Source organism: Ascidiaceihabitans sp. (assembly GCF_039986515.1).
GTDB lineage: Bacteria > Pseudomonadota > Alphaproteobacteria > Rhodobacterales > Rhodobacteraceae > Ascidiaceihabitans.
Map to the genome: position 1 here is coordinate 49,036 of NZ_JBDWQO010000009.1, position 12,328 is coordinate 61,363.

A 12,328-nucleotide genomic window follows, 5' to 3' on the forward strand; every position below is an offset into this window, starting at 1 on the left:
ACATGCGCTCTTGCAAGTTGATGTGCGTCAAAGCGCGGTTATGTTTGGCTCCATGCAGATACGAGAAGGCAAAACATGTCACTAAGACCCACATTGGAAACACGACCCGCCCAACCAACAATGGAAGGCGCAGGCGTCAAGCTGCACCGCGCCTTCGGGTTTCAGGATCCGTCTGAACTTGATCCATTTTTGCTGTTTGACGACTTTCGCAACGAACGCCCCGAAGACTACATCAAGGGGTTTCCATGGCATCCGCACCGCGGCATCGAAACAATCACCTATGTTCTGGAAGGTACAGTGGACCACGCCGACAGCCTTGGAAACACTGGCAGCCTCGGGGCTGGCGATGTGCAATGGATGACAGCTGGATCAGGCATTTTGCATCAGGAAATGCCGCACGGAAACGCCAAAGGACAAATGCACGGGTTCCAGTTGTGGGGCAATCTGCCCGCATCCCAGAAAATGACGGCACCACGCTATCAGGATATGACGTCTGACGCGATCCCCGAAGTCACAGATGACGACGGCACCCATGTGCGGATCATTACGGGGACGTTCTGGGGCAAAACAGGACCCGTCGACGGCATAGCGGCAGACCCGCAGTATCTGGACATCTCGGTGCCAGCAGGCGTGCGGAAAACATTCAAAATTGACACCTACCGACGGGCGTTTGCCTATGTGTTTCAAGGCAGCGCAGCTTTTGCAGATGCCTCGGTGCCAACAGGCGTTTTGCTGGAAAAAGAAATCGGCGGACAAGAAATGCACATCCGAGATATGTCAGGGGACCGCACGTTGATCCGGTTCGGCACCGGGGACGAGGTGACGGTGCAGGCGGGGGAACAAGGTGTGCGGTTTTTGCTGATCTCTGGCGCACCAATTGACGAACCAGTCGCGTGGCATGGTCCGATCGTAATGAACACTCAAGCAGAGCTGCAACAAGCCATGCGCGACTTGCGAAATGGGACGTTCATCCAGCCAGCACATTAATTCTTTTCGCCAAAAATATCCCGGGGTGCGGGGCAGCGCCCCGCGTGTAAGGTGCACCTTGGTGCACCCCCTTAGGCGCCAACGGATTTACGTACCATGTGCCAATACTGATCCTGCACATCTGCCAACGACAATCGCCCACCTTCCTTGAACCAGGTATTCACCCCTGTGAGCATTGCAATCACAGCAAAAGTGGCAATTTTGGCATCTTCTACGGCAAAATCATCCGAGGCGATGCCCCGTGCAAGAATTCCTTGCAAACGCGCCTCATAAGAGCGGCGCAATTCTTCAATGATTTCGAAATTATCCGCGGTCAAATTGCGCAGTTCCATATAGGCGATAAACACCTCTTCCGGACGGCGATGGTGAAACGCAATGTGAAACCGGACGAAGCCCTCCAGTTGTTGGGTCGGCGTCAGGTGCGGCGTATCAGGTACTGCGGCCAACACATCTTGCATGTGGGTTTTCATCAAATCAAACAAAAGGCTCTGTTTGTCAGCAGTGTAGTTATACAATGCGCCCGCCTGCACACCCACCGCAGAAGCAATCTGGCGCATAGAAACGGCCGCAAAGCCGTGTTCGGCAAACAACTGCAAGGCAGCCGTGCGCACACGAGGACCTGTAATATCAGAATGTGAACCTGCCGTACGCGCCATAGGTCTGGCTTAACTGAACGCGCGTTCAGAACCAAGCCTCTCTTGCGCAAATCCTCGCGCTGGTGCATCAAACCGACAACGAAGGATGCTTTTGATGCGCAGTTTTGCCCTAATTTTGGTCTTTGGCCTTTCGGCTTGCACCCAGTTCCCTGAACTGGACGGTGCCGTTACTGCACATGGCAGCGATGCAAACTACCCAGACCTTGTTCCAATCGAGCCTATTCTGGCGCAAGCGGCGAGCGGGCCCAGCACAGATCAAACCACAGATCAGCTGAGTTCCAGAGTAGCAGCCTTAAAGGCACGCGCCAGTCGTTTGCGTGGTCGGGTTGTGGACACATCATCGCGTGATCGAATGCGCACAGGCGTGCCGCGCGGATAATGCCGCGTTGCGTGTTGCACGCGAACCCGATAAACGCGCGACAAATGCAATAATCCCATCTTTAGGAGCCTAAAAATGTCACAGCCACTTCGCCTTGGTATTGCAGGTCTTGGCACCGTTGGTGTTGGTGTGGTCCGCATCATTCGCCAACATGCGGAATTGCTGACGGCCCGTTCGGGGCGTGACATTTCGATATCAGCTGTTTCCGCGCGTTCAAAAAACAAAGATCGTGGCATTCCTTTGGATGCCTACGCATGGGAAGACGATCCGGTGGCTTTGGCCACACGCGACGATGTCGATGTTTTTGTTGAGCTTATGGGCGGATCTGATGGTCCGGCGAAGGCCGCCACAGAAGCTGCACTGGCCGCAGGCAAGCATGTGATCACCGCCAACAAAGCGCTGTTGGCGTTGCACGGCCAAGCCCTTGCCGAACAAGCCGAAGCCGCAAACCTATCCCTTCGTTACGAGGCCGCAGTCGCAGGCGGTATCCCTGTCGTGAAAGCACTGACAGAAGGATTGGCAGCAAACGAAATCACCCGCGTGATGGGCGTCATGAACGGGTCGTGCAACTACATCCTGACCCGCATGGAAGACTCCGGGTTTAGCTATCAGGACATTTTCGCTGAAGCCGACGGGTTGGGGTATCTTGAAGCGGATCCGCAATTGGACGTGGGCGGCATTGACGCCGCACATAAACTGGCGATCCTTGCATCCATCGCTTTCGGAACACGCGTTAACTTTGACGCGATTGATCTGGAAGGCATCGAACGGGTCAGCATCGAAGACATCACGGCAGCCGCCGACATGGGCTACAAGATCAAGCTGTTGGGGGTCGCGCAAATGACGGGCCGTGGTCTGGAACAACGTATGCAACCCTGCTTGGTGCCTGCGTCTTCGCCTTTGGGTCAATTGCAAGGCGGCACCAATATGGTCGTGCTGGAAGGTCATGCCGTAGAACAAGTCGTGTTGCGCGGCCCCGGCGCCGGTGAAGGACCAACCGCCAGTGCTGTGATGGCAGACGTCATGGACATCGCACGCGGCTTTGCGCTGCCTGTGTTTGGCCAACCGGCACATACCTTGAAAGACGCGAAACATGCGACATCCGTGTTGCCGGCGCCCTACTACCTGCGCATGGGTCTGGTCGACAAACCGGGTGCCTTGGCAAAGATCACCACGGTTCTGGGCGAAGCAGGCGTTAGCATCGACCGTATGCGCCAATACGGACACGCACAAACATCGGCCCCCGTTCTGATCGTCACACATAAAGCGACACGTGCCGACATTGATGCAGCAATTGCCGCTATGGAAGGCACGGGTGTGTTGACATCGGCCCCCGTCGCTTTGCGCATCGAAGAAGTCTAGGGCGGCCCAATCGCCCTTTTTAAATTATTGTTTGTGGCGCGATTGATCGCTACACCGCTCTGAACCACCGTTTTCAAGGAACCAGCCATGACCGCCTCTGCCCAATTTCACGACCGTATGCTTTCATTGGGTCTTGCCCGTGTGTCTGAGGCTGCTGCCTTAGCCTCTGCCAAGCTTGTGGGTCACGGCGACGAAAAAGCCGCAGATCAGGCCGCCGTGAACGCAATGCGCGAACAGCTGAACCTTTTGGATATTGCAGGTGTTGTTGTGATCGGTGAAGGCGAACGCGACGAGGCACCAATGCTTTACATCGGTGAAGAAGTCGGAACCGGCAACGGCCCCGGCGTGGACATTGCACTGGACCCGCTCGAAGGCACAACGCTGACGGCGAAAGACATGCCAAACGCCTTGACGGTCATTGCGATGGGCCCGCGTGGATCGATGCTGCATGCCCCTGATGTCTATATGGACAAGTTGGCCATTGGACCCGGGTATGACGCGGATGTCGTGACGATGGATATGACAGCGACCCAGCGTGTCGAAGCGCTGGCCAAGGCAAAAGACTGTGCCACATCCGACATCACTGTGTGTATTCTTGAACGCCCGCGTCATGAGGCGATGATCACTGAAGTGCGTGCCACAGGTGCCGCCATTCGTCTGATCACAGATGGCGATGTGGCTGGCGTCATGCACTGCGCGGAACCCGGCACGGGTATCGACATGTACATGGGTCTGGGCGGTGCACCCGAAGGTGTTTTGGCTGCGGCCGCTTTGAAGTGCATGGGCGGACAGTTCTATGGCCGCTTGACCTTCCGAAATGACGACGAACGCGGACGCGCAGCCAAAGCGGGCATCACCGACCTTGACCGCATTTACACGCGTGATGAATTGGTGACCGAAGACGTGATCTTTGCAGCGACTGGCGTCACAGGCGGTTCCTTGCTGCCCGCAGTACAACGCGAAGTGGGCTGGCTGACATGCGAGACGCTGTTGATGCGCTCCAAAACCGGCTCTGTTCGCCGCATGTCTTACCGGACACCTGCAGAAGACTGATCTGGCGTCGGCGCCTGTTGCTTTGGTCGATTGCGGGTATTTTTGATCGCAAAAAGGGGTCGGTATGTCATTTTTAGGGATCGAAGCGTCTTTGACAGGGCGCAACTGGGTTGGCCCATCCGTGCAGGTGGACCGCGCCGCAGAGGCTTTGACACAGCAAACGGACCTGCCCCGTCCCGTCGCACAAGTGTTGGCCCGCCGCGGTGTCGAACCTGTCGATGCCCCTGCATTTCTTGCGCCTTCTTTGCGCGAACTGCTGCCGGACCCGCGTTCTTTGAAAGACATGGAAAAAGCCGCCCACCGTTTTCTGGGCGCTGTAAAGCAACGCCAACGCATTGCGATATTTGCAGATTATGACGTTGACGGCGGAAGTTCTGCTGCGCTGTTGATCGTGTGGTTGCGCGACCTTGGACTGACAGCCACATTGTATATTCCCGACAGAATCGACGAAGGATACGGCCCCAACGATGAAGCCATGGCGGCGTTGGCGCACGATCACGATTTGATTATTTGCGTGGACTGCGGGACGCTGTCCCATGGGCCAGTGGCCGCTGCCAAAGGCGCAGATGTTATCATTCTGGACCACCACCTAGGTGCTGAAACACTGCCCGACGCGATGGCTGTCGTGAACCCGAACCGTCAGGACGAAGATGGTGCTTTGGCCCATTTGTGCGCTGCCGGTGTCGTCTTTTTGATGTTGGTGGAAGCAGGCCGACAAATGCGCGATGACAAAGCGCAAAGCCCTGATTTGATGTCTCTTCTCGATTTGGTTGCGTTGGCCACCGTCGCGGATGTGGCACCCCTAATTGGTGTGAACCGCGCGTTTGTACGCCAGGGTTTGCGCGTCATGGCCCGGCGCGAACGCCCCGGCCTTGCGGCCTTGGCGGATGTGTCCCGCATGGACACCGCCCCCAGTTCGTATCATTTGGGGTTTCTTCTGGGACCGCGTGTTAATGCAGGCGGTCGTATCGGTCAGGCGGATCTCGGGGCGCGATTGCTGTCATGTGACACCGAACACGAGGCCGCAGCGCTTGCAGAACGATTGGATGTGCTGAACACTGAACGGCGCGACATTGAAGCATCCGTGCGCGCATCGGCGCTGGCACAGGCCGAAGAGCGGGGCTTTGATGCCCCTCTGGTTTGGGCCAGCGGGGACGGTTGGCACCCGGGCGTCGTGGGCATTGTGGCGTCACGTTTGAAAGAGGCTTCTAACCGTCCGTCGGTGGTTATCGGATTTGAAAACGGAGTTGGCAAAGGGTCCGGGCGATCCGTGTCGGGCATTGATCTTGGTGCGCCTATCCAGCGCCTCGCGGCAGAAGGGCTTTTGGTAAAAGGTGGCGGGCACAAGATGGCGGCAGGCCTGACTGTATCAGAAGACAAGCTGGAAGAGGCCATGGCAAGGCTGTCTGACTTGCTTGGCCGTCAAGGCGCAGGTGACATCGGACCGGCTGACTTGCGACTGGACGGCCTGATGATGCCGGGGGCTGCAACCATTGAGCTGGTCGAGATGCTTGAACAAGCAGGCCCATTCGGAGCGGGCGCCGCCGGACCACGGTTCGCTTTTTCGGATATGCAGATTTTTCACGCCCGTCGCGTTGGAGAATCGCATCTTAAAGTGACATTTGGCGAGATCGGTGGCCCCCGTATGGATGCGATTTCGTTCGGGGCCTTCGATGGTGCGTTAGGGCCTGCGTTGGAAAACCATGGCGGGGCCCGGTTTCACTTGGCTGGGCGCCTTGATATCAACAGTTTTCGTGGAAAACAAAGCGTTCAGCTGCGATTGGAAGACGCGGCAAGAGCTTAGAAAAAAATCCAACAATTGAGTGTTTTTTCTGCTTGCACGCTCTGCGCAGATTGCCTAGAACGCGCCCAGACTTAGTGTCCCGTTCGTCTATCGGTTAGGACGTCAGGTTTTCAACCTGAAAAGAGGGGTTCGATTCCCCTACGGGATGCCAAGTCTTTTCCTTACATCTATGTGGTTTGTATCGAAAAGACGGCATCTGCCGTTAGGATGCATCGCGCACATCTGGCGCGAAGTCTTCTTGTCTATTTTGCGGCACCAATTGAGTGACCGACTGACGTAATTTAGGATTGAAAAACGTCTGCCGCGCCCGCCCTGCATCTTTTGACGCATAAAGCGCGACGTCAGCATTGCTAACCAATTGATCGGCTGTCAGTTCGCAACCGGGTTCGAAAAACGCAGTCCCGATACTCGCAGAAATCTGACAATGTTCACCCTGGAACAGTATGGGAACCTCAAGCTTGCTTATGATCCGTCCCCCAATACTGCGCAGCGACGCTTCGGACTGGGCTGAAGGCAGAAGGATGATAAATTCATCGCCGCCAATACGGGCAACAGTGTCAGTTTCACGCGTTTCATCGACCATTACGCGAGAGACCACTTGTAGAACATGATCCCCTGCGGCGTGCCCTTTCGTGTCGTTCACGGCTTTGAAAAAATCCAGATCGATTTGCATCAAAGCGAATGTTCGATCTTCTTCGATGTATCGTTCTAGGAAATGGTCCATTGCGCGACGATTTTTCAGACCTGTCAGCGTGTCGGTAAACGCTTGTTCCTCTGCTGCGATTTTCGCGCCTTGCAAGCGCAAGTTCATCTTGCGTGAGGCTTCCATCGCTGCGGATTTTGCTTCTACCAAGTAAAGCATTTCGATGGTCAAATCCGTGTGCGCGAAATCACCACAGTTCAAGCCGAACTCACCAACGGCATCAACGATCGAAATCCCGAAAGACAGGTTCACAACAATCTGTCCCTCGTAAAGGCTGGGCACAAGCACACCCTTCAATTCTGTCATGGGCGGGTCGCGCATTTGCAAATGCAACTTCATACCGGAGACATTCAACAGATCTGTCACACTTGCCACGGCCCGTGGACGTTTCAGAACAAAGACTTCCAAAAACCTTTGCCCGATTAACGATGGGCCATTTGGATGCAACTTTTGCGTTGTGGGGCCTGCATGAACAATATGACCAGTACTGTTAAGCACCACATGCATCGGACACAACGTGTCCAACATGCTTAGGAAGTTGTCTGAAGTATTCATTCTACGCGTGCGCCAAGTTCAAACTTGCGCCCTTCTGTAAATTCAGTGACCACTAAAGAAATTGATATTGTTTCAACGCCTTGGCCTGATCCCATATGTTCAAACACTGCCAGAACACCGTAATCGTCTGCCATCGTACGTAAAATACCCATCATGACATGCCCAAAGCCCACGATGGGGCACGCACACACCAAACTGAATTGCGTAGATGAATGATCGCGCACTTCCAAAGAAGGCAATTCCAGATCAGACACAGCCAACCGCGCACGATCCGGCAAATCGTCCAGAGAATTGAGAAACTCAACGAAAGTTACGCCCCCGAACCGTAACAACCGGCGCAACGCTTCTGTATTGGGATGTGACACCAGATACGTTCCGATGTCTTCCATCACATCAGAACGCGGTTTGTCCAAAACGAAACACACACCGACGATCGCCTTTTCCGTCAACCCGTCTTCGTAGGTCAGCATTGCTTCGAAATCCGACACATCCAAAGCGGCCCAACGCACAGCGTCATTCCACTTTTCAATGCCATAACTGTCCGTCACGAAACGCTGTATCGCGCGATTGGTTAAACCGTGCATGGTTGCCTCATACCCTATCCCAAGGTCACCATGCATCAAAACCTGTTAACATTCCCCAAACAGGCGTTTTACGGCGCTATGAAACACCATCAAAAATCGGTGGGGGCCCCGCCTTCTTCTTTACGTTTTGCAACAAATGCTTCCAATTCTTCCCGAATTGAGACGTCCATTGGCGGTGCCTCAAAGTTCGCAATGATCTCTTTGAACATCAGATGCGCACGCTCGGGTGTCCAAATTCCACCGGCCACTTCCCATCCTTCGTAGTTTTTCCAATCACTTAGGAAAGGTTGGTAGAAGGCTGTCGTATATCGATCCTGCGTATGTTGGATCCCAAAGAAATGCCCGTCGTTGCCAACTGACTTGATCGCATCAAGTGCTATTTCATCAACGCCCGTTGCCGTGATCGCGGGGTCCATATACCTTTGAATCTGCTGCAGGATTTCGCAATCCATAATGAATTTCTCGGGGCTTGCAATCAGCCCGCCTTCCAGCCAGCCCGCCGCGTGATACACCATATTGGTTCCCGATTGCACAGCCGCCCACAGGCTGTTTGATGTCTCCCACATCGCTTGCCCGTCAGGCACATTCGCTGCACACACCCCAGATGAGCGCAGAGGCAACCCGTAAAACCGCGCCATCTGCCCCGTCATTTGTGTTGCGCGCATATATTCCGGTGTCCCAAACGCAGGCGCACCGGATTTCATATCAACATTTGATGTAAAAGTGCCAATCGCGCAGGCCACACCCGGATTGATGTATTGCGCCAGTACAATTGCGCATAGCCCTTCGGCAAGCGACTGGGCCACAGCCCCCGCCATCGTCACAGGCGCCATTGCCCCCGCCAATGTAAAGGGTGTCACAACCAACCCCTGCCCCCGACGCGCCATGCGCATCCAGCCGTCCATCATCGGATAGTCATGTTTCAAAGGCGAGGTCGAGTTGATGTTGGTGTACATTTTCGGGCTGGCATCGAAATCTTCGTGACTGTGACCGCCTGCGATGCGCACCATCTCCATCACATCTTCAACCCGTTCTTTGCCCAGCGAATAGGCATGCATGGCTTTGTCGGTCAGGGTCAATTTGTCGAACAAAACGTCCAGATGGCGCACCGACGCATGAATATCTACAGGTTCTACCGGATAGCCCCCGGCGAAGTGGATACAATTGAAGTATTGGGTCAATTTCAACAAATTCTGGCACATCTCGCGCGTGCCGGCGACTTTTGTGCCGATCGACATGTCCCAATAATTGGGTGGCGATGACACGTTGCCGAAATTCAGGTTGTTACCGCCGATGGTGATGGTGCGGTCCGGGTTGCGCGGCGTGATCGTGAACTCGCTTGGTGCTTTCGCGACCATTTCCATGACGAATTCGCGGCCCATACGGACGTTTTCACCATCAATCGTACATCCTGCTTCACGCAAAATTTCAAGAGCTTCCGGATTTAGAAACGCGATCCCAATTTCTTCAAGAATGCGCATCGCTCCGTCGTGAATGGCCTCAACCCCCTCGGGGCTGAGCGGCTCGACCGGCGGGTCAATCATTTTCGGCGGGTTCCAGGGCATTTGCTCAATGACAGCTGATCCCCGACGCTCGGCTGCGCCAGCACGACCTCCACCGCGGGTTCTGCGTTTGTTGCGTTCGGACATGTCTGGACCCCTTGCTTGTGTTGCAGGTATCCAAGCGGCACATCACCGCACCGGCCTTTCCGTTTACGACATAAACTGTCGCATTTATTGCGAAGCTTTCAGACTGGCCCGTCCAGCCAACCCGGAATGTGACCGATATCCGGAAAGATTACATCCGCAAGCGGCGCCAGAATTTCGCGGTCCGCCATCCCTGTCAGCACCCCGATCGTACGCATGCCGGCCGCACGACCTGCCCGTAAATCATGTGTGCTGTCGCCGACCATAACCACATGTGCAGGGTCACATCCCGTGGCCGCACAAAAGGCCAAAAGCTGACCTGGCGCGGGTTTTCCACCGTGGCCGCTGTCGAAACCTACAATAAAATCAAGATGATCAACAACACCGGCAGCCATAAGGTGTTTTCGCGCAGGCGCTTCTGCGTCATTGGTGGCAACTCCGGTTTTCAAGCCACGGCTGCGCAAGTCCCTCAAGAAAGGACCCAAAGGCACAGCTTCGATTTGGGGGGCTGCGCCTGCTTCGTCATTGATCAGCTCAAACACTGCATCGCGCGACAGTTCGGGGCACAGTGGTGCAATCACATCAGCGATTTCCCCCGCTGTGCCTGCAATTACAATACTGTCGTTTTGAAAGCTGCGGCTGTCCAAATCGAAGCCGATTTGGGCCCCGATCTGTGCTGCACGCACGCGGTCACCGGACGTCAATCTCAGCAACATCGCTTGCGCCCAAGCTTCCCATGTGGCTGCGAATTCAAACAATGTACCATCTTTGTCGAAAATAAGCGCCTTAATCGGAGTGTTCTTCATGGTCATGTCCAATGTGTATCTGCGCCGCCGGGCAAAGCATAGCGGGCCTGCATTATGCGATCGTAGGGCACACCCACAGAATCACAAAACTGTATGACCCAAGCATCTTCCATCATCAAGAAATCCAGCAGGGCGGCCAAAAACGCAGGGTCAGAGGCGCCGGTGCGCACATCCGCTTCGCTGGCCCCTGTTGCGCCAAGGAAAACAGGCAGTAATTCTTCTTGCCCGGCCAGCCAGGCCAACGCCTGCAAAGCCAATGTCTCGGCGGATTCTTGCGAGTGTAACACTTTAGTTTCCTGTCCTGCTGGAAATCGAAACGCTTTATTAACTTAAAACGACAAATCTTAGTGCAGACAAAAACGCAACTGCTTTGGTAGGAAGATATGCACGGGAAGATCCTAGTCATAGATCCGATTTCAACGAACCGGATCGTTCTGAAGGTGAAACTGTCCACCGCACACTATAATGTTGTGCAGGCCGGATCCATTTCGGATGCGTTGACAGCAATCAAAAGAACTGTACCCGATGTCATACTAACAGCGCAGGAATTGCCTGATGGTGACGCCACATCCTTGATTGAGCGTGTTCGGAAATCACGTCAGATGCGCGACGTCCCCATGATTGCGTTCCAGAATGAAGGCAGTGACGCTGCCCGTCTGGATTTGCTTGCTGCAGGTTTTGACGATGTCATAGCCAAACCTTTTGATGATATTTTGCTTTTGGCCCGTGTGCGCAGTTTGGTCCGCGTTTGCAATTCTGCAGCCGAATGGAAACTGCGTGACGACACATCCCGCGCCCTTGGTTTGGCCGAAGCTCCAACAGCTTTCGAACATGCCGCGCGCGCCACAATCATGTCCAACAACTCCACAATCCCAAAGGTCTGGACACACCAATTGTCATCTTTGGTCGGCATCACCTTGGACATGGCCAAACCCCAAAACGGACTGGGACCAACCTGCGATACTGCCAACGGCAAAGAACCCGATGTCTTCATTCTGGACATGGGTCGTGAAAATGCACCTGAAATGTTACGGATGCTGGCTGAAATCAGGTCCCATTCGCGCACGCGCCACAGCGGTGTTCTGGTTGTCCAATCAAACAAGGACGCCGATTTAGCCTCACAAGCTTTGGATCTGGGCGCCAGTGACATCATGACGGAAGGATTCGCCGCCCAAGAAATGGCGTTGCGTATCCAGACCCTGGTCAAACGCAAGCACATCGCCGACAGGCTTCGCGCAACCGTACGTACCGGTCTGGAAGCGGCCGTCTGTGATCCGCTAACCGGACTGCACAACCGACGCTATGCCATGCCCCATCTGGCCCGGATTGCAGAAAACGCCCAAAGGTCAGGCAAACCTTTTGCCGTGATGGTTGCGGATATGGATTACTTCAAAAACATCAATGACGTTTACGGCCACGCAACGGGTGACGTTGTTCTGGTAGAAACTGCGCAACGGCTCCGAGAAAATCTGCGGGCCGTTGATTTGGTGGCACGCATTGGCGGAGAAGAATTTCTGGTGGTGATGCCGGGGGTTGGATTGCGCAATGCACGCCTTGCGGCAACCCGTTTGTGCGAATTGATAGGGTGCGCACCGTTCCAACAGCCCGATGGCTCGGGTCCTTTGACAGCGACCATCAGCATTGGCTTGGCCATCGGAGACGCGTCAACTTTCGAAAGGTACGGCGCGGGCAATGTCGCGGCAGGGCTTTTGGATCAAGCCGACAAGGCCCTGTATCACGCAAAAGAACTGGGGCGAAACCAGGTCAGGTTAAGTCGTCCTGCCGCATAAACA

The 12,328-nt window shown here is 54.9% G+C and carries 12 protein-coding genes and 1 tRNA gene; 7 read left to right on the forward strand and 6 right to left on the reverse strand.

Annotated features, from left to right (window positions below):
* The first annotated feature begins 75 nt into the window (after positions 1-75).
* Complete coding sequence (locus ABJL60_RS09380) at positions 76-987, forward strand: pirin family protein (protein WP_348376108.1); 912 nt, start codon at positions 76-78, stop codon at positions 985-987.
* Positions 988-1,058: 71 nt separating this feature from the next.
* Here the strand turns inward: ABJL60_RS09380 and ABJL60_RS09385 are convergent, their stop codons facing one another.
* Entirely contained in the window at positions 1,059-1,643 is a 585-nt protein-coding gene (locus ABJL60_RS09385; protein WP_348287306.1) for a TetR/AcrR family transcriptional regulator, read from the reverse strand.
* A gap of 94 nt (positions 1,644-1,737) precedes the next feature.
* On the opposite strand from ABJL60_RS09385, the gene ABJL60_RS09390 reads away from it, so the two are divergent.
* The 5 genes from ABJL60_RS09390 (at position 1,738) to ABJL60_RS09410 (ending at position 6,392) form a co-directional block, all read left to right on the forward strand.
* Positions 1,738-2,022 (forward strand): hypothetical protein, encoded by a 285-nt coding sequence (locus ABJL60_RS09390; protein WP_348287304.1) that lies wholly within the window; start codon positions 1,738-1,740, stop codon positions 2,020-2,022.
* A gap of 75 nt (positions 2,023-2,097) precedes the next feature.
* On the forward strand, positions 2,098-3,384 hold the full coding sequence (locus ABJL60_RS09395) for a homoserine dehydrogenase (RefSeq protein ID WP_348287302.1): 1,287 nt from the start codon (positions 2,098-2,100) through the stop codon (positions 3,382-3,384).
* A gap of 87 nt (positions 3,385-3,471) precedes the next feature.
* Positions 3,472-4,437 (forward strand): class II fructose-bisphosphatase, encoded by a 966-nt coding sequence (glpX, locus tag ABJL60_RS09400; protein WP_348376109.1) that lies wholly within the window; start codon positions 3,472-3,474, stop codon positions 4,435-4,437.
* A 64-nt stretch (positions 4,438-4,501) separates the two neighbouring features.
* A complete protein-coding gene (recJ, locus tag ABJL60_RS09405; protein ID WP_348376110.1) occupies positions 4,502-6,241 on the forward strand; it encodes a single-stranded-DNA-specific exonuclease RecJ in 1,740 nt (579 codons plus the stop codon).
* A 76-nt stretch (positions 6,242-6,317) separates the two neighbouring features.
* A tRNA-Glu gene (locus ABJL60_RS09410) sits at positions 6,318-6,392 on the forward strand.
* A gap of 51 nt (positions 6,393-6,443) precedes the next feature.
* On the opposite strand, the gene ABJL60_RS09415 is transcribed toward ABJL60_RS09410, so the two are convergent.
* The 5 genes from ABJL60_RS09415 to ABJL60_RS09435 form a co-directional block, all read right to left on the reverse strand.
* Positions 6,444-7,499, reverse strand: coding sequence for a diguanylate cyclase (locus ABJL60_RS09415; RefSeq protein WP_348286654.1), 1,056 nt, complete (start codon positions 7,497-7,499; stop codon positions 6,444-6,446).
* A complete protein-coding gene (locus ABJL60_RS09420) occupies positions 7,496-8,083 on the reverse strand; it encodes a heme NO-binding domain-containing protein (RefSeq protein WP_348286656.1) in 588 nt (195 codons plus the stop codon). Before ABJL60_RS09420 ends, ABJL60_RS09415 begins: the two co-directional genes overlap by 4 nt.
* 89 nt (positions 8,084-8,172) lie before the next feature.
* Positions 8,173-9,732 (reverse strand): trimethylamine methyltransferase family protein, encoded by a 1,560-nt coding sequence (locus ABJL60_RS09425; protein ID WP_348376111.1) that lies wholly within the window; start codon positions 9,730-9,732, stop codon positions 8,173-8,175.
* 98 nt (positions 9,733-9,830) lie between these two features.
* Positions 9,831-10,535 carry an HAD family hydrolase gene (locus ABJL60_RS09430; protein WP_348376112.1) on the reverse strand — a complete coding sequence of 235 codons (705 nt, stop codon included), beginning with the start codon at positions 10,533-10,535 and terminating at the stop codon, positions 9,831-9,833.
* A gap of 2 nt (positions 10,536-10,537) precedes the next feature.
* Entirely contained in the window at positions 10,538-10,822 is a 285-nt protein-coding gene (locus ABJL60_RS09435) for a DUF3572 domain-containing protein (RefSeq protein ID WP_348376113.1), read from the reverse strand.
* Between the two features lie 96 nt (positions 10,823-10,918).
* On the opposite strand from ABJL60_RS09435, the gene ABJL60_RS09440 reads away from it, so the two are divergent.
* Positions 10,919-12,325 carry a diguanylate cyclase gene (locus ABJL60_RS09440; protein WP_348376114.1) on the forward strand — a complete coding sequence of 469 codons (1,407 nt, stop codon included), beginning with the start codon at positions 10,919-10,921 and terminating at the stop codon, positions 12,323-12,325.
* Positions 12,326-12,328: the final 3 nt, after the last annotated feature.